This window comes from Streptomyces sp. SD15 (genome assembly GCF_054462255.1).
The window spans coordinates 1-17,177 of sequence record NZ_JBTLMO010000023.1; the positions used below are offsets into that span (position 1 = coordinate 1).

The 17,177-nt window shown below is 69.2% G+C and carries 13 protein-coding genes and 1 tRNA gene; 4 read left to right on the forward strand and 10 right to left on the reverse strand.

Going from position 1 to position 17,177, the window contains the following annotated elements:
* Positions 1 to 169: 169 nt before the first annotated feature.
* Positions 170 to 244, reverse strand: a tRNA-Val gene (locus ACX28W_RS22895).
* A 244-nt stretch (positions 245 to 488) separates the two neighbouring features.
* Here ACX28W_RS22895 and ACX28W_RS22900 point away from each other — a divergent pair.
* Positions 489 to 1,922, forward strand: a complete 1,434-nt coding sequence (locus tag ACX28W_RS22900; RefSeq protein ID WP_459001010.1) for a hypothetical protein — start codon at positions 489 to 491, stop codon at positions 1,920 to 1,922.
* 122 nt (positions 1,923 to 2,044) lie between these two features.
* The gene (locus tag ACX28W_RS22905) at positions 2,045 to 2,776 is read left to right on the forward strand and encodes a DUF4383 domain-containing protein (protein ID WP_459001011.1); all 732 of its coding nucleotides are present in this window, start codon (positions 2,045 to 2,047) and stop codon (positions 2,774 to 2,776) included.
* Between the two features lie 6 nt (positions 2,777 to 2,782).
* Here the strand turns inward: ACX28W_RS22905 and ACX28W_RS22910 are convergent, their stop codons facing one another.
* The 3 genes from ACX28W_RS22910 to ACX28W_RS22920 all read right to left on the reverse strand — a co-directional run bounded on the left by ACX28W_RS22910 (position 2,783) and on the right by ACX28W_RS22920 (position 7,780).
* Positions 2,783 to 3,928 carry an amidase domain-containing protein gene (locus ACX28W_RS22910; protein ID WP_459001013.1) on the reverse strand — a complete coding sequence of 382 codons (1,146 nt, stop codon included), beginning with the start codon at positions 3,926 to 3,928 and terminating at the stop codon, positions 2,783 to 2,785.
* 141 nt (positions 3,929 to 4,069) lie between these two features.
* The gene (locus tag ACX28W_RS22915) at positions 4,070 to 5,377 is read right to left on the reverse strand and encodes a polysaccharide deacetylase family protein (RefSeq protein WP_459001015.1); all 1,308 of its coding nucleotides are present in this window, start codon (positions 5,375 to 5,377) and stop codon (positions 4,070 to 4,072) included.
* Between the two features lie 114 nt (positions 5,378 to 5,491).
* The gene (locus ACX28W_RS22920) at positions 5,492 to 7,780 is read right to left on the reverse strand and encodes a transglycosylase domain-containing protein (protein ID WP_459001017.1); all 2,289 of its coding nucleotides are present in this window, start codon (positions 7,778 to 7,780) and stop codon (positions 5,492 to 5,494) included.
* 407 nt (positions 7,781 to 8,187) lie between these two features.
* Between ACX28W_RS22920 and ACX28W_RS22925 the strand changes: the two genes are divergently transcribed.
* Positions 8,188 to 8,415, forward strand: a complete 228-nt coding sequence (locus ACX28W_RS22925; RefSeq protein ID WP_459001019.1) for an FmdB family zinc ribbon protein — start codon at positions 8,188 to 8,190, stop codon at positions 8,413 to 8,415.
* 232 nt (positions 8,416 to 8,647) lie between these two features.
* Here ACX28W_RS22925 and ACX28W_RS22930 read toward each other — a convergent pair whose 3' ends face one another.
* The 3 genes from ACX28W_RS22930 to ACX28W_RS22940 all read right to left on the reverse strand — a co-directional run bounded on the left by ACX28W_RS22930 (position 8,648) and on the right by ACX28W_RS22940 (position 13,169).
* The gene (locus ACX28W_RS22930) at positions 8,648 to 9,475 is read right to left on the reverse strand and encodes an HAD family hydrolase (RefSeq protein ID WP_459001020.1); all 828 of its coding nucleotides are present in this window, start codon (positions 9,473 to 9,475) and stop codon (positions 8,648 to 8,650) included.
* Complete coding sequence (locus ACX28W_RS22935; protein ID WP_459001022.1) at positions 9,475 to 11,922, reverse strand: phosphoribosyltransferase; 2,448 nt, start codon at positions 11,920 to 11,922, stop codon at positions 9,475 to 9,477. Before ACX28W_RS22935 ends, ACX28W_RS22930 begins: the two co-directional genes overlap by 1 nt.
* Positions 11,923 to 12,005: 83 nt before the next feature.
* Entirely contained in the window at positions 12,006 to 13,169 is a 1,164-nt protein-coding gene (locus tag ACX28W_RS22940; RefSeq protein ID WP_459001024.1) for an HpcH/HpaI aldolase/citrate lyase family protein, read from the reverse strand.
* Positions 13,170 to 13,357: 188 nt separating this feature from the next.
* Here ACX28W_RS22940 and ACX28W_RS22945 point away from each other — a divergent pair, with 188 nt between their 5' ends.
* On the forward strand, positions 13,358 to 14,269 hold the full coding sequence (locus ACX28W_RS22945) for a TerD family protein (protein WP_459001026.1): 912 nt from the start codon (positions 13,358 to 13,360) through the stop codon (positions 14,267 to 14,269).
* A 31-nt stretch (positions 14,270 to 14,300) separates the two neighbouring features.
* On the opposite strand, the gene ACX28W_RS22950 is transcribed toward ACX28W_RS22945, so the two are convergent.
* The 3 genes from ACX28W_RS22950 to ACX28W_RS22960 all read right to left on the reverse strand — a co-directional run bounded on the left by ACX28W_RS22950 (position 14,301) and on the right by ACX28W_RS22960 (position 17,170).
* Entirely contained in the window at positions 14,301 to 15,038 is a 738-nt protein-coding gene (locus tag ACX28W_RS22950; RefSeq protein WP_459001028.1) for a TerD family protein, read from the reverse strand.
* Between the two features lie 302 nt (positions 15,039 to 15,340).
* Entirely contained in the window at positions 15,341 to 16,483 is a 1,143-nt protein-coding gene (locus ACX28W_RS22955) for a DUF475 domain-containing protein (RefSeq protein ID WP_459001030.1), read from the reverse strand.
* A 111-nt stretch (positions 16,484 to 16,594) separates the two neighbouring features.
* Positions 16,595 to 17,170: a TerD family protein gene (locus ACX28W_RS22960; protein WP_362084044.1), complete on the reverse strand. Its 576-nt coding sequence runs from the start codon at positions 17,168 to 17,170 to the stop codon at positions 16,595 to 16,597.
* Positions 17,171 to 17,177: the final 7 nt, after the last annotated feature.

Sequence of the window (17,177 nt, forward strand, 5' to 3'; positions counted from 1 at the left end):
GCCCCGAAAAGACCGCACCACACAAACGCAGAGTCCCCGTCAGCAAACCGACGAGGACTCATGAACGATCGAGGCTAGTGGCACGGCGCCGAAAAGTCGCCGAGAAAGATCAAGGCCCAGATCTCCGGGTACCCACCCGCTGATCTGGGCCTTTCTCATGTCCTAGGACTGGTGGGCGCGGACGGTTTCGAACCGCCGACATCCGCCTTGTAAGGGCGGCGCTCTACCACTGAGCTACGCGCCCAGGACGAGTCGACAGCCTACATTGCCCGGGGGGATGCCTCGCAAACCCGTATGCGGTGAGCGGAGGCGATACGGAGCGGGGGTTCTGCAGCGCCAAGCACCGGATCGTGATGCCGCGCGGTGTCGCCGTCTCGGTGCGACGGGAAGATCACAGTACGAACCGCGAACTAACCGGCCCGTGTGTTCGTCCTTAACCGGTGGGAGAATGACACCGGGCAGGGCGGATGACAGCACGGGAGAGGGATGTGACGGCGACACCTTCGCAGCCGTACACGCCGTTTGTGCCATGCGCACAGCAAGCAAGCCATCGTCCAGCACATCGTCGTCCTTCGACGATCCCCCATGTCGCCATCCCCCATGTCGCCCGTGACGTGATCACCCTCATCGCGTTGCCGCTCCTCGCCGTCCTCGTGCTGCCCGCCGCCTTCGCCGGTGGCGGCACCCGGCGGTGGTTCGGGGGGCGCTCGGAGAGCCAGCGGGCGGAGGCGCAGGCCGCGAAGGACGCCGCCGCGGCCGCCTTCTACGAACTGGACAGCGCCCAGCGCGATCTGCGGATCTCGATCGAGACGATCAAGGCGGTCGACGACACCCCCGCCGCCCGCCGCGCCGTCTCCGACTTCGACGCGCTGGGGCGGCGCATCGACGAGGCCAGTCAGAAGTACATCGAAGCCGTCGACGCCCACGACCTCGACCGGGACGAACTGGAGGCGTCGGCCGCCGCGCGCGCCCGCAGCGAGCTCACCGCCGCCAAGGACGAGCTGGGGCGGGTGAAGGGGGAGCTGGAGCGGTTCGAGCAGGGGCTCGGGCCGTTGCTCGGCAAGGCCGAGACGCAGCTGGCCCGGCTCGCCCCGGCCGTCGAGCGCGCCCGGCAGGACCTCCTCGCCGCCTCGAACGCCCTGGACTCGGTACGCCGGTCCGGGCTCCAGGCCGATGATCTCGCCGCCCGGCTCGCCGCCCTCGGGTCGGACCTGACCAAGCTGAACCAAGGGGCCGGGCAGCACGGCGTGCCGGAGACGCTGGAGCGCGCGGAGCGGGTTTCGCGGGAGGCCGGGGCGGTGCGCGCGGAGGCGGAGCGGTTGCCGGAGAAGGCCGCCGAGATCGACCATCGGCTCGTCTCGCTGCGCACCCGCGCCGAGGCGCTCACCACCCGCTCCGGGCAGGTGGAGCCGGTGCTGAGCGAGCTGCGGCGCCGGTTCGCGGCCACCTGCTGGCAGGACCTCCAGCAGGTACCGGAGCAGGCCGTGGAGAACGTACGGCAGGCCGAGCTGAAGCTGAAGGAGGCGCAGGCCGCTCGTGCCGCCCAGCGCTGGCCGGACGCGACCTCGCGGCTGTCCACCGTGCGGGCGCTGCTGAACAACACCGATGAGGCCGTGTCGGCGGCCGGCGAGCGGCTGCGGCGGCTGAACGCCGTGTCCAAGAACCCGCAAGCGGAGATCGACCGCACCCGGTTCGCCATCCGTGACGCCCAGCGACTGGCCATGGCGGGCCGCAACACCCCCGACCCTCGGCACGCCCGCCCGCTCGACGACTCCGTCGCCCGTCTCGACCGTGCCATCGCCGCGCTGGAGGGCCGCCACCCCGACTACTGGCACTTCCTGACCGAGACGGAGGCGGTGCGGGGAGCGGTGACCCGGGTGGTCACGCAGATCCGCGAGGAGCGGGGCGCGGGGGCGACCTGAGAGACCCCGCCCGGCAAAGAGCCCCGCCCGGCAAAGGGCGCCCGTCCCGTTGGCGCACCGGGCTCCTCGGGCGGATGCTGGACTGTACGTACGGCCTCCGCTAGCTGCAGAGGGAGGCGGATATGGCCACGCACGCAGTTCGTCCGGGATCCAAACGACACATCGATCTCGACGAGCATCTACCCGTCGATCACCGGCTCAGCAAGGTCTACCGGGTCGGCGCGGGCCTCATGGGCCTCGTCCTGCTCGCCTTCGGCATCCTGGGCCTGATCGGCAAGGTCGGCTTCTTCGACACTCAAGGGGACACGGTCGCGGGTCTGAACACCAACGGCACCCTCAGCGTGCTGTCGATCTGCGTCGGGCTGATCCTGTTCGCGGGGATGGTGATCGGCGGGAACACCGCCTCCACCATCAACATGGTGTTCGGCATCCTCTTCATCCTCAGCGGTTTCCTGAACCTGGCGCTGCTGGACACCGGCTACAACTTCCTCGCCTTCCGCATCCAGAACGTGCTGTTCAGCTTTGTGGTGGGCATCATGCTGATGTTCTTCGGGATGTACGGAAGAGTCGGCTCCGCGCTGCCGCACGACAACCCGTACTGGAGGGCCCGCAATCCCGAGCGGGCGGAGGAGGAGCAGCGGCTGCGGGTCGCGGCGACGGCGACAGCGGGAGCGATAACGGCAGCGGCGACAACCCCCAAGGCAGAGCCCGGGACAGTGGCCGGGACCGAGGCCGGGACAAAGCCCGCAGCAGAGGCCGGGACAAAGCCCGCGGCCGAGCCCACGGCAAAGCCCGCGGCAACGGCCCCGCAGGAGGAACGCAGGGCCGTGCCACCTAAGCCGCCGGAGTCATAGCGTGCATCAGGTGCGGTACGCGTAGTACGCCGAGGTCGGGTACGACGCGAGGATGCTCGACACCGACCGGCGGTAGGTGTCGGCGTCGTGGTAGGTCAGATACGGCATGCCGCTCGAGCTCCGGTACGACGTGATCATCGTGTGGTCCTTGGACCCGTCCTTGTCGAAGTCCACCTGCATGACGTCACCGACGTCCATCTGGTAGACGTTCGCCAGCGGCGTGGTGCGCTTGGCGGTCTGGGTGAACCAGGACCACTCGTTCACGCCCGCCCAGGAGTCGGACTGGCCGTTGGCGACGTAGTACCAGGTGTCGTACTCCTCCGGAGTCACGGTGCTGATCGGCTGCCAGCCGCCCGCCAGCAGGCTCTGGCTCACGAAGTTGGTGCAGTCCCCGCCGACCGAGTTGAACTTCCGGTAGGCCGGGTTGTAGTTCTTCCAGTACTTCTCGGCGTACGTCGCCATCGCCGCGTAGTTGTACGCGCCACCGGTGAGCTTCTTGGGGTTGGCGGGCGCGGGATACGTGGTCGCTGCCGGGGGGGCGTCGAAAACGGCCAGCGTGGTCATCCGCGCCGCCGTGGTGACGGGCTGGTTCACCTGCGGGGTGCCCGGGTCCGTCGAGCGCTCGGCCGACAGCTTCCAGGTACCGTCCGACTGGGCGGTGAAGGTCAGGACGTGGTGTGCGTCGAAGCCCGTCGTGTCGGGCTCGTCGCCACGGATCTTCTTGTACGTGAGGGTGGTGGTCTCGGTGACCCAGGCGGTGGCCCGCTTGCCGCTCACCCGGGTCCTGTCCACGGTGACCTTGGTGTCGGCGGCGGTGTAGGCCTCGCCCAGCGCCGCCAGGCGGGACCGGGTGCCGCGCAGGGAGGTCAGCGCGGTGTTCTCCGTACGCGCCAGCGCGGCGGACAGCTGTATGCCGCCCGTCGGCTTCAGTGCCGTACGGGAGGGCTGGCTCCCCACGAGCAGGGCGGCCGTACGATCGGTGAACACGGCGTCCGCCATGCGGCCGAAGGCGTCGGTCGTCGCCTTGTTCACCTTGAGAGCGGACGGGGACGGCGTGCCGGCCGCGTGGGCGGCGGACAGGGGAAGCAGGACGGCGGAGAGGGCGACCGCCGTCACGGTCGAGCATCTACGGCTCAACTTCTTCGATCTCACTGAGAATTCTCCTTATCCCCGGCCGGACACCGGGAGGGGCATCTTTACATGCCCTCCCCAACTGTGATGAGTCCGGGGGGATTCGACCCGGGCCGGAGGCAATCCCCCTGCCCGGCCGGTAAGTTGACGGGCGCCCGACACCTACTCCACCACTGTCGACCAGTCCGGCGACTGCGCCGGGTCCAGGCCGCGCAGTCGCTCCAGCGTCTCGGGCTTCTGCACGTCGAGCCAGTCGGCCAGTTCACGGAAGGACACACAGCGAACGCCCTTCTTGGTGCACACATTCTTGATGACCTGGTCGACGGACTTCATGTAGATGCCGCCGTTCCAGTTCTCGAAGTGGTTGCCGATGAACAGGGGCGCCCGACTGCCGTAGTACACCCGGTTGAAGCCGGCCATGTAGGTGTCGAGTGTCTCCTGCTCCCACTGGGGGTACATGGCCGGGTCGCCTTCGGTCTCGCCGTCGGACTGGTTGTAGAGGAAGTTGAAGTCCATGGACAGGGCTTGGTAGTCGCCGTCCTCGTAGGGGAGCATCTGCAGCGGGAAGTCCCAGACGCCCTCCTTCTTGCCGGGCCATATCTGGAAGTCGCCCGCGGAGCTGGCGTCGTAGCGCCAGCCGAAGTCCTTGATGGCGGGGAGCAGGTTCTTCTGGCCCTCCAGGCAGGGCGCGCGCCCGCCGGTGATCTCCTTCTCCGCGTCGAAGGGCAGCGGGGGCAGGTCGGTGTAGCCGGTGTTGGTCTTCCAGTTCTGCAGGAAGGAGTAGAACTCCTCGATCTCGGTCTTCCACTCCTCGGTGCTCCAGTCGCCGCCGCCCTTGGCGCCGCAGAAGTGGCCGTTGAAGTGCGAGCCGATCTCGTTGCCCTCCTTCCACGCCTTGCCGAGCTCCGTCAGCGTGGTGCGGATGTGCTCGTCGGTGGGGTAGCTGATCGCCGCGGATCCCAGCGGGTGCATGGGCGGGTCGTAGAGCGTCTTCTTGTCCTTGGGCAGCACGTAGATGCCGGTCAGGAAGAACGTCATGTGGGCGTTGTACTGCTTGGCCAGCTCCCGGTAGTGGGTGAAGAGTTCGTCGTCGCCCGCGAGAGCGCCGTCCCAGGAGAAGACGACGAACTGGGGCGGCTTCTCGCCCGGCTTGAGCGGTACGGGCTTCAACTCGCCCTTCTGCGGCCCGGTGTAGGACGTGGAGCCGTCCCCGATGATCTTGGTCTTGCCGTCCCAGGCGGGTTCCTTCGACGCCTTCGGGTTGGCGTCACTGCTGCTGGAGCGGCCTCCGCCGCTGGACGCGGTCGGTGCGGTGCTGTCCGAGCCGTTCAGGGCCAGGAAGGTGGCGGCCGTGGACGTGACGACGAGGAAGGCCGCCATGGCCGCGAAACTCTGGCGGGACGAACCGGGGCGGGAGGAACCAGGAGCGGGAGCGGGGTCGCGGCGGCGACGGCTGTGCTTCGAGTTCATGCGGGGCACATTCTGCGAGAAGGGCGGAAGGAGCGTGCGACGGCCTCTCGGCCGTCGGGGTCTGCCGAGCGGACTCGGCCATCGGAGGCTGCCGAGCGGACTCGGCCGTCGGGGTCAGCCGAGCGGGCTCATGGCGCCGGACCAGATGCCGTACGGGACGTCGTCGGCGGGCGTGCCGGAGATTCCCTTGAGCGGCAACGGTTCGAGGCTCTTGGTCAGGTCCATGCGGTAGACGACGACGGAGGTCGTCACGGAACGGTTCGTCCCCGTGTACCAGGCGGCGGTGTCCTTCTCCGTGGTGCCGCTCTTCCCGGACACCTGCGCCGTGGCGGGGGCCGCGTCGGGGTGCGCGGCACGGAAGGAGTCCGTGAGCGCTTCGGTGACCTGGCGGGCCACCTCGGCTCGCACCGCGCGGCTCGGGTCGGGCGTGTCCAGGGCGACCCCGTGGCCGTTGCGGGTGACACGTCGCACGGAGTACGGCTCGGTGTGCGTCCCGCCCGCGGCGAAGGTGGCATAGGAACTCGCCATCCGGATCGCGCTGGGCGTGGAGTTGCCCATGGTCAGCGCGGGCACCTGCGGTCCCAGGCTGGACGAGAGCAGGCCGACGTCCTCGGCGGTCTTCCGCACCGTGGCCAGGCCCGTGTCCATGCCGAGCTGCATGAACGGCGTGTTCACGGACTGGGCAAGCGCCTGGCGCAGGGTGATCTGCCCGTACGACGTGCCGCCGTCGTTGTGGGCGGCGACCTTCTTGCCGCTGCGGTCCCAGTAGGGCCCCTCGGGCGTGGTGACCGGCACGCCGTCGTTCCCGTCGTAGACGGAATCGGGGGTGACCGGTGTCGCCGCGCCCTCGCGTGTCAGGTGGACGCCGTTCTGCAGCCCGGCGGCGTAGACGAACGGCAGGAACGCCGAGCCGGCCGGGACGGTGGTGGCGTTGGACTCGTTGTAGCCCTGCGTACGGTGGTCGGGTCCGCCGTACACGGCGAGGATCCGGCCGTCGGTGGCCACCGAGGCGGCCCCGTAGTGCGCGGTCTTCGCCTTGGCGGGGTCGTCCTTCAGCGCCTTCTTACGGGCCTTGGCCACGGTGTCGGTGAGCGCCGTCTCCCGTTTCCGGTCGAAGGTCGTGTAGATCTGGTAGCCGCCCAGGTCGAACTCCTTGTCCGAGATGTTCGCGGCCTTCTTCGCGTACTGGGTCGCCAGCTCCACCAGGTAGTCGCTCTGCTTGCCGGTGTCGTAGGTCCGGGACTGCTTGAGCGGCTCGGGGAACTTCTTGTACTTGGCCCGCTCGGACGGCGACAGCTTGCCGATGTCGACCATGCGGTCGAGGGTCCAGGACCAGCGCTCCACCGCCCGCTGGTGGTTCGCCTTGCTCAGGATGGGGTCGTAGAGCCCGGCGCCCTTGAGCAGGGAGGCGAGGAACGCGCCCTCGCTGGCGTTGAGCCGGCTCACGTCCTTGCCGTAGTAGGCCTGGGCGGCCCGCTGGAGGCCGTAGGTTCCGCGGCCGAACCAGCTGGTGTTGAGGTAGCCCTCGAGGATCTTGTCCTTGCTCATCTTGTTGTCGAGCTTGAGGGCGATCATCGCCTCGGTGAACTTGCGGCTCACCGAACGGTCCTGGTTCAGATAGACGTTCTTGACGTACTGCTGGGTGATGGTGGAGCCACCCTGGGTGTCCCCCTCGCCCACGGTGCGCACCAGGGCGCGTGTGATGCCTTTGAGGGAGATGCCGGGGTCGGAGTAGAAGCTCTCGTTCTCCGCCGCGAGCACCGCCCAGCGGACGTCCTCGGGTATGTCCTTCAGCGGCATCGCCTGCCGCCGCACCCACCCGGTACGGGCCATGGGCGTCCCGTCCGACCAGAAGTAGACGTTGTCCTGCTGGGTGGCGTACGTGTTCAGGTCCTCGGGTATGTCCGTCGCGGCGTAGGCGATGGCGAGCAGCGAGCCGCTCAGCCCCAGCGCCAGGCCCCAGGCCGCCAGCCACTGCCGCCAGGAGGGCGCCCAGCGCCGCCAGCCGGTGCGGCCGGGTCGCGGGTACTGCGGGCGCAGACGGCGGGCGAGGGGCGCGAACTTTCCTGCCAGGGCGGACGGCTGTGCGGGTTTGCGACGGGAGCCACGATGGCTTGAACCGGCCCCCTGATTGGCGCGTTCTGCGGAGTCCTCCGCCTCCGGGTCCGCCCCGCCGGGAACCTCGGTGGGAACCTCGGCGGGAGACGGTATACGGAGCTGGGTGGTTCGCTCGGCGAGAAAGGGGATACGAAGCTGGGTGGTTCGCTCGGCGGGAACCTCATTCTCCGTACGACCGCTCTCGGGCCCTTCCGGCTCGCCTCGGCGACTGTTCGGACGGTCGTCGTCCGCCCCTCTAGCCACGGCGGGCTCCGGCGCGTGGACGGCCCAGGGGATACGGGGCATCGGTTCGATGCCATGCCTCGGTCACGACTGCGTCTCCCTCCGCACTTCGCACTTCGGATTTGCGCGCGCGGGTAGATGCAGCGGCCGCACAAATGCGGCTGCGAGCCCCCCTCCCCGACCTTGCGGCTCGTCGCGGCTCTCATAAATTATCAGCGACTATCGAAATCCCTTCGATCAGGAACGAGACAGAAAAGATCAGGAAGACGATCAGGGGGCAATCGGGAGGGACTCGGAGGCACTCGGAGGCACTCGGAGGACCCAGTCGGCCTGCCCGGGACCGCGGGATCGTCCGGCTCCGGATCTCGGCACCGCACCCGGCGGAGCGTCCGGTCCTCGGCCACGGCACCACACCGCGAGAAGGCCGCGGAGCCCTGTGGTCTCGGGAAGGTGCCAGCTAATCTGTGGGCATGCCTCGCTACGAGTACCGCTGCCGGACCTGCGGCAACACGTTCGAACTGTCCCGTCCCATGGCGGATTCCGCCGCCCCCGCGGCCTGCCCCGACGGGCACGACGACACGGTGAAACTCCTGTCGACCGTCGCGGTCGCCGTCGGCGGCTCGGCGTCGGCCTCGGCGCAGGCGCCGCGCGCGGGCGGTGGCGGAGGCGGGTGCTGCGGCGGAGGCTGCTGCGGCTGACCCACGGAGATTTCTCACAAACTCTTCAGCTCCACCCCACCGGAGGCCCGCCTCGGCCGAACCGGCCCCCGGCAGTGTCCACAAACGGCCCCCGGCGGGGCTCCCACCCCGTGCCCGGGGGCGGCTCAACCCCTACCCGGGCAGGGCTCCCACACCGCCCGGGCAGAGCTCCCAGACCCAACCCCAGCCGAGCCCTCAAACCCGGTCCGGGGGGCTGAGCTGACGACAGGCCCTAGGGCTGGGGCGGGCGGCCGCAGGTGTGGAGGAATTCGCGCAGGATGCGCTCCCCCGCCGCGACGCCCCGCTCGGGCAGCGCGGTGATCGCCGGTGCCGTCCAGTCGGTGTCCGCGAGTTCGCCGTGGCCGGGACGCCAGCCGCGGTCGGCGGCGAGCAGGAGGTCGGCGTCGAGGAGGGAGTCACCGGCGGCCAAGGTCAGGGTCGCCCCGGTGCGGCGGGCGACCTCACTCATGGCCGCGCTCTTGGTGAGCGGCTTCGGCACGGCGTAGATCTTGCGGCCCTGGAGGGATACGGTCCAGCCGCGGTTCTCGGCCCAGACCGCGAGTTCCTTCACCCACTCCTCGGAGAGCAGTTCGCGCTCGACGACGAGATAGACGAACAGGTCCTCGGCAACCCGGTGCTTACGCACCCAGGCCGGGTCGGCGGTGGCCTCCAGATGCTCCCGTACCTCCTCCAGTGGCGCGCACTCCGTGGCCAGCCGCGCCGTCACGCGCGCGTGCCACTCGGGGTCGGAGACCCCGTCGACGAGCAGGTGCCCGCCGTTGGCGCAGATCGCGTACTTCGGGGCGGGACCCGGCAGGTTGATGCGCTGGTACTGCTTACGGGTACGGGTCGTGGTGGGCACGAAGTCAGCCACGTCACCGAGCTCGGAGAGCAGCGCGGCGGCCGTCTCGGTCATGTACGACAGCGGCCGGCTCTCGTGCACCTCGACGCAGAGCAGCCGGGGCGCCCGCGCGTCCGGCATGGTCAGGGCGAGGGCGGCGGCGGAGTAAATCAGCGTACGGTCGAGGTCGCTGGCGACGAGCGTCCTGGGCGTGGACATCAGACCGTCACCGCCTTGCCGTCGGCACCGGTCGCGCCGCGCGTGTACTTCGGGTGGATCAACCCCACGCAGGTGTACGGGAGTTCGGCGACCTCCTCGACGGGCACCCCACGCTGCTCGGCGAGCAGGCGTACGTGGTCGAGGTCGGCGCCCGCTCCGGCGCGGGCCAGGATCTTCCAGGGCACGCGGCGCAGCAGCACCCGGGTGGTCTCGCCGACGCCCGGCTTGACGAGGTTCACGTCGTGGATCTCGTACTCCTCGCTGATCCGCTCGACCGCCGCCCAGCCCTCCCAGGTGGGGGTGCGGTCGGCGGCGAGGAGTTCCTTGGCCTGGGCGCAGGCCGCGTCGGCGACGTCGGCGAAGTGGGCGGCGACGGTGTCCAGGAAGTCGACGGAGACATCGGATCCGGCGAGTTCACGGTAGAACTTCGCGCCGTGGAAGTCGTGCTCGCCCACCAGGTCGGAACGCAGCACCGTACGCGAGATCAGCCCCGAGACCGTCGAGTTGAGGCAGGCGGAGGGGATGAGGAAGTCCTCACGGGTGCCGTACGTCCGCACGCACGAGCCCGGGTCGGCGAGGACCGCGATCTCCGGGTCGAAACCGGTGACGCCCTCGAGGGTCTCGAACTCCTCGACGGCCTGGACGAGTTCCCGGGTGATCGCGCCCTTGCCGGTCCAGCCGTCGACGAACACGACATCGGCCGGGTCGTGGTGGGCGGCGAGCCAGCGCAGCGCGTTGGCGTCGATGCCGCGGCCACGCACGATGGACACGGCGTAGTGCGGCAGGTCGAGACCGTGCCGGTGCTGGGCCCAGCGGCGCATCAGGACGCCTACAGGGGTGCCCGCGCGGGCGAGCGAGACGAGTACGGGCCGCGGGGAGCGCTCGGCGAGCACCAGCTCGGTGACGGCGCCGACGGCCTGGGCGATACGGGCCGCCGAGGTGCCCAGGGCCGCGTGGAACAGCTCCTGATACTGGGCGCTCGGCTGGTACTCCATCGGCAGCGATTCCGCGTAGTGCGCGCCGCCGCTCTGGATCGCCTCCTCGCGCTCCTCGGTCGGCGCCTCCAGGGTCACGTCCGAGAGGTCCTGGAGCAGCCAGCCGACCTCGTCCGGCGGGTACGAGGAGAAGGCTGGGCCTCGGAGGGGCTCAGGCAGCATGGAGGGCCTTTCGGTGGACGGCCGCGCGGGGACGTACGACGGGACGACGGCGAGCAGGACGCTCGGGCTGTGGGCCGCGAGCTGGGCCAGCAGGCCGTCGGGGGCGTGCAGTGCGGGGGTGTCGGCGGTGGAGTCGACGACGGCGACCACGGCGTCGAAGCCGGCGCCCGCGACGTTGTAGGCGTAGCGCTCGCCGGGGCCGTCGTCCGGGTTGTCGTGGGCCGGGAAGACGAGGCGGGTGCGGATCGCGTAGCCGGGGTCGTCGAGGGCGAGGACGGGCGAGCGGGTGGTCGTGGAGTAGCGCACCTCGGCGGCCACGACCTGCTCCAGCTCCCGTGCCAGCCGCAGCGGCGCGTACATCAGCTCCTCGAAGCCGAGCACCAGCACCCGCCGGGCGCTGTCCGGCAACGCGTCGGCGATCCGCGCGGCCATCGTCGGCAGGGCGCCGTCCAGGCGTATTCGATGCCCGGGCGTGAACCCGTGCCGGCCCCCGTCGGGGACACCACGCGGCCACCCGAGCTCGACACGAACCGCACCGGAACCCCGCGCCCCGGACCCAGTCACCTGCTCCTGCCCGTCGGTGGACGCGTACCGCGCGACCAGGGCCTGGCCCTTCTCCAGTACGCCCTCCGGGAGCCGCACCGTCCCCGAGGCCGCTGTGACGAGGTCGACCCGTGCGCCGATCTCCTGGGCGAAGTCCTCCAGCCGCCCCAGGTCGGCGGCCGAGCGCATGTCGACGAGTGCCACGACCACGTACCGCTCGCGCGGGTAGCGGGCGTGGAGATCGCGGATGGTGTTCAGGACCGTGTTGCCGGTGGAGAACTCGTCGTCGACGAGGACCAGCGGGCCGGGACCCGCGAGCAGGTCGGGGTCCTCCGGGAGGAGCAGATGCGACGTGGCGTGCGAGTGCGACTCCTCGAAGCCGCCCGCCGTGGCGACGCCCGCGACGGGGCGGCGGGTCGAGTGGAGGTAGGGGGCGAGGCCCACGCCGTCGGCGACGGAGTGGCCGAGGCCGGTGGCGGTCTCGGCGTACCCGAGGACGACGGCCGCGCGGGCGCCCTCCGTGCCGAGCAGCTCGCGCACCCGCCGGCCGAGTGCGAACCCGTATCCGTACACCACGGACGGTGACTGCGGGACATGCTTGCCCAGCACGTTCGACACCAGCAGATGCGCCCGCCGGGGGTTGCGCCGCAGCGCGAGCCCCAGCAGGTCGCTCAGCTGCTCGTCACCGAGCAGTTCGACCCCGAGCCGCTCGGCGACCCAGGTTCCCGTCCACACCACGTTGCTCATCGATTCCTTGTTGATCGGATTCCTTGTTGATCGCTGGTCGGGCCTGGTCGCTCGGTCGGGCCTGGTCGCTCGGTCGGGCCGGTTCAGGTCGGCAGCCCCGCGGCGAGGAGCTCCACGAAGCCGATGTCCTCGTTGGCGACACCGAAAACCTCGGCGCGCTGGAGGGTGCGCTCGGCCCAGGCGCGATGCGGCTTCACCTCGTTCATTTTGTTCGTGTACGCCGACCGCAGCACGCCGCCACCGCCGCGCTCGGGCCGCAGGATGTCCTGTGCGTCGCTGTACTCCTCATGGGTGACGACGGACAGCGCGTGCACGGCCGGTACGTGCGAGGGGTGGATGCAGGTCTTGCCGAGCAGGCCGTTGGCGCGGTCGAGGGCGATCTCGCGCAGCAGCCCGTCCAGGTCGTGTTCTATCAGCGCGTTGCGCAGGTCCTCCGCCTCCGGGGTGAAGGGGCTGCGGCGCAGCTGCGGCTTGAACATGCGCTCCTGGACCCGGAAGTACTCCCACACCGGCCCGGTCACCGTGAATCCCGTGCCGTCCGCCCGCCCCAGCATGTTCACCACGTCGGCGATCACGGAGGCGACGATCTGCACGTCGTACGCGGTCATGTCGGGCGCTCTGCGCAGCCCGTACGCCGAGCAGAAGTCGGTGACGCCGAGGCGCAGCGCGAGGACCCGGTCGCGGTACTTGTCGACCGTGCGGGAGATCCCCTCCAGGGTCTCCCGGCGGCTCTCCAGGTACAGCAGGCCGGGCGACTCGAGGACCGGCATGGCGAACAGGCGCCGCCCGCTCGCGGACTCGGCCGCGCCGAGCGCCTCCATGAACGGGACGCCCCGCTCCTCGGTGAACTTCGGCAGTACGAATCCGGACAGCAGCCGCACGGTGGGGCCGAGCCGCCGCACGAGGTCCGGGATCTGCGCGGGCTCGCGGACCCGCACGAACAGCAGCGGAAGCTCGGTCCCGGACCGTCCGGCGAGGTCGGCGAACTGCCTGACCAGGTTCTCCTCGGCGCCCACGACCTCGGCGTCGTCGATCGAATCCTCCAGGCACAGCACCATGGAGACCACACCGCGTCCGGCCTGCTTGACGACGTCGTCGGCCAGCCGCGGCCTGGTCGCCGGGCTGTACAGAGTGGCCCCGAGAGCCGCCGCGAGCACGCGGGCCGGGGAATCGGCGGTGAAGGCGCTCGGCTCTCGATAGAACAGACGCCGCCGCTCTTCAGGGGCGATATGCCCGAAGTGACGCATGTAACTCCCCCGTGACGGCTAGGCGGCCCTACGTGATGTGGCCGGTAATAGTACGTATGGATCCATGTCAGGGGTTCCCATCGGGCATGAAGTTCAGGTAACTCGGCCGTGTCGGTTGTCTTCCCTCTTGACCCGGATTCCTCACCCCCACGTTGTCGTGACCAGGACCGAGAGGGCAGGATGACCGCATGACGCACGCGATGCTGAAGGGGTCGAACGTCCCGCTGGACGCCGCAGCGGTACGCGCCGTACTGCGCTGGACGCCCGGGCAGGGTGTTCCCGATGTCGATGCCTCGGCGCTGCTCCTCGGTCCCGACGGCCGTGTGCGATCCGACGAGGACTTCGTCTTCTACAACCAGCCACGCCATCCCTCGGGCAAGGTCTGGCGGCTCGGCAAGAAGCGCGTCACCGAAGGCCTGACCGACACGATCCAGACAGATCTGGCCGGTGTCGAGTCCGGCGTCGGACAGATTCTGCTGGTCGCATCGGCGGAGGGCGTCACCTTCGACCACGTACGCGCCCTGCGCATCCTGCTGTACGACGCGTCCGCCGCGGACGGCGAACCGTTGGCCTACTTCGACATCAAGCCGGAGACCGGCGCGGAGACGGCGCTGATCTGCGGGGAGCTGTACCGGCGCGGCCAGGGCTGGAAGTTCCGGGCGCTCGGCGAGGGCTATCCGAACGGCCTGGAGGGGCTCGCCTCCGACTTCGGGATCACGGTGGACGAGTCGGATCCGGACGCCGCGCCCGTGACCGGGTCCGTACCCGGGGCCGCACCCGGATCCGTACCCGACGCCTCGACCTGGGCCGCCCCCGCCGGGTCGCCGGAGACCTCGGTACCGCTGCCGCCCGAGCAGCCGCCCGCCCCGGTCCCCCAGCAGCCCGCGTACGGCTATCCGCAGCCGCAGACGTCAGCCACGGCCACGACCCCGCCGGCGTACGGCTATCCCCAGCCGACCGGCCAGTCGGCCTACGGCTACCCCCAGCCCCAGACCGCGGCCCCCGCACAGCCCGCCTACGGCTTCCCTCAGCCGGTGAGCACACTCCCGGACCCGGACTTCAAGCTGCCGCCGCAAGGACCACAGTTCATCGGGCGTTAGGGCCTGAAAGGGGCTCCGGGCAGGCGAACCGTCAACGATCCACCTTCGACTTGTACCCCCGCCCCCACTGAAGCCCCCAGCCGTAGAGCCGGTCGAGTTCGGCCTGGAAGCCGTACACGAACTTCACCTCGCGTCGCACGATCAGCTCGCCCTTGTGGTTCTCGATCATTACGACGGCACAGGACCGGGCCTGCGGATGGCGTTCGTCGAGGCCGATCTCGATCCGCGGGCCGTTGCTCGGGAAGAGCGTGACGATGGCGTGCGTACGGTCGAAGGCCGGGGTCTGGTCGTAGATGTAGACGAAGACCAGGAGTCGTTTGATGTTGTCGCGGTGGTCGAGGTTGACGTAGATCGTCTCACCCGACGCCGAGCCGAAGCGGTCGTCTCCGCTGAGCTTCACATACGGCGCGCCGTTGAGTTCGCCGAAGAAGCTGCCCAGGGGCTGGACCACGCCCTTGGTGCCGTCCGCGAGCTCGTACAGGACGCCGAGGTCGAGGTCGACGTTCACCATGCTCTGGGTGTGCGCCTGGACCATTTCGGGCTTGAAAGTCCTGAGGGGGTTGCGCAGCAGGCTGCCGCGCTCCTGACCGCCGATGTCGGAGGTACGCATCCGCCAGGACAGGTTGATGCGCAGATTGCCGGTTTCCGCACCCTGCTTGTTGAGCGAGACCGTGTGGTTCCGCTTGGTCAGTTCTATGGAGTTGGTGGCCGCGCTGCCGGAGTCGAAGTCCGCCGAGCGCCCGCGCCACAGATCGCCCCAGAAACTCATTCCCGCCCCCACGTTCCCACGTGCCCCGTCCCTTCACTACGCGACGGGGCGGCCGTCAGGACTCGTCCTCGACAGCCGCCCCGCTCAGAGCGTTCCTCAACCGATCCCGGTTCACACCCCCGGACGAGTGAGCCGAAGGGGCGCGCCGGGGGCGATCCGAGCCACAAAAAAGGGCGAGTGAGCCGAAGGGGCGCGCCGGTGTCGAGACCCCGATCGCGCGGAGGCCCGAAGGGCCGAGCACGATCGGGGTCTCGACACCGGCACAAGCGCCCCGGAGGCGAACCGAGCCCCAAAAAAGGGCGTCAGACCCCGGACGAGATTTCAGTCTTGTCGTCCGAGGTTTTACCCTCGGCCGCCGCCAGTGCCCTGTTGCGGCGCACGGACGAGATGAAGGACCAGCCGATCAGGACGACGCCGACGAGGCCGGTGATGACCTCGTTGATCTGGTACTGGATGGTGACCAGGAGGATCACGGCGAGGGCACCGATCGCGTAGTGCGCGCCGTGCTCCAGGTAGACGTAGTCGTCGAGGGTGCCCTGGCGGACCAGGTAGACCGTGAGCGAACGGACGTACATGGCGCCGATACCGAGGCCGAGGGCCATCAGCACGATGTCGTTGGTGATGGCGAAGGCGCCGATGACACCGTCGAAGGAGAACGACGCGTCCAGGACCTCGAGGTAGAGGAACATGAAGAACGCGGCCTGGCCGGCGAGGACGATGGCCGGCTTCTTCTTGCCGGTCCGCTCGGCCTCTTCCTCCGCCTCGTGCTCCCGCTCCTCCTCTTCCTCGAGTTTGTCCTCGAAGTAGCCGGAGAGTCCGCCGACGATCATGTACGTGATCAGGCCCGCGATGCCGGAGAGCAGGACCGTCGCCGCCTTGTCGACGTGCATGCCGCCGTGCTGGTGGGCGTGGGTCGCGAAGGTCATGGCGGAGACCATCAGCACGATCAGCGCGATGCAGACCGACAGCATGTCGATCTTGCCGAGCTTGGCCAGCGGCCGCTCCAGCCAGCCGAGCCACTTGATGTCGCGGTCCTCGAAGATGAAGTCGAGGAAGATCATCAGCAGGAACATGCCACCGAAGGCGGCGATCGCCGGGTGGGCGTCGGTGACGAGCTGCTCGTACTGGTCCTTGTTGTTCAGCGCGAGGTCGACGGCCTCGATCGGACCCAGCTGCGCGCTGACGGCGACGATGACGACAGGGAACACCAGCCGCATGCCGAATACGGCGATCAGCACACCGATGGTGAGGAAGATCTTCTGCCAGAAGGCACTCATCTTCTTCAGGATTCCGGCGTTGACCACCGCGTTGTCGAAGGACAGCGAGATCTCCAGGATGGAGAGGATCGCCACGATGCCGAAGCCGGTCCACCCCCCGTAGAAGACCGCTGCGACGAGGCCGAGCGCGGTGACCGCAAACGACCAGCCGAAGGTTTTCAGAAGCACTGGCTACCCAATCATCGTGTGTGTACGGGTCTCCCCCGCGCCGTACTCGGCTTTACCTACTGTTGACCACGAAGTCTAAAGGGCCGCCCCTTCGGCTGACGTGGGCGGGCCCTAGGAGACGTTGACCCCGAAATCAAGGGCGATGCCGCGCAAGCCGGACGCGTACCCCTGACCCACCGCGCGGAACTTCCACTCGCTGTTGTAGCGGTAGACCTCGCCGAAGATCATCGCGGTCTCCGTGGAGGCGTCCTCGGAGAGGTCGTAGCGGGCGAGCTCCTGGCCGTCGGCCTGGTTGACCACGCGGATGAACGCGTTGCTGACCTGGCCGAAGGTCTGGCCGCGGTTGTCGGCGTCGTGGATGGAGACCGGGAAGACGATCTTGTCGACGTGAGCCGGCACCTTGGAGAGGTCGATCAGGATCGACTCGTCGTCACCGTCGCCCTCACCCGTGAGGTTGTCACCGGTGTGCTCCACCGAGCCGTCCGGGCTCTTGAGCTGGTTGTAGAAGATGAACCATTCGTCACCGAGCACCCGGCCGGACTGGCACAGCAGGGCGCTGGCGTCCAGGTCGAAGTCGGCTCCGGTGGTCGAGCGCGCGTCCCAGCCGAGCCCGATCAACACCTGCGTGAGGTTGGGTGCGGCCTTGGAGAGGGAGACATTGCCTCCCTTGGCGAGCGTGACGCCCATGATCTGT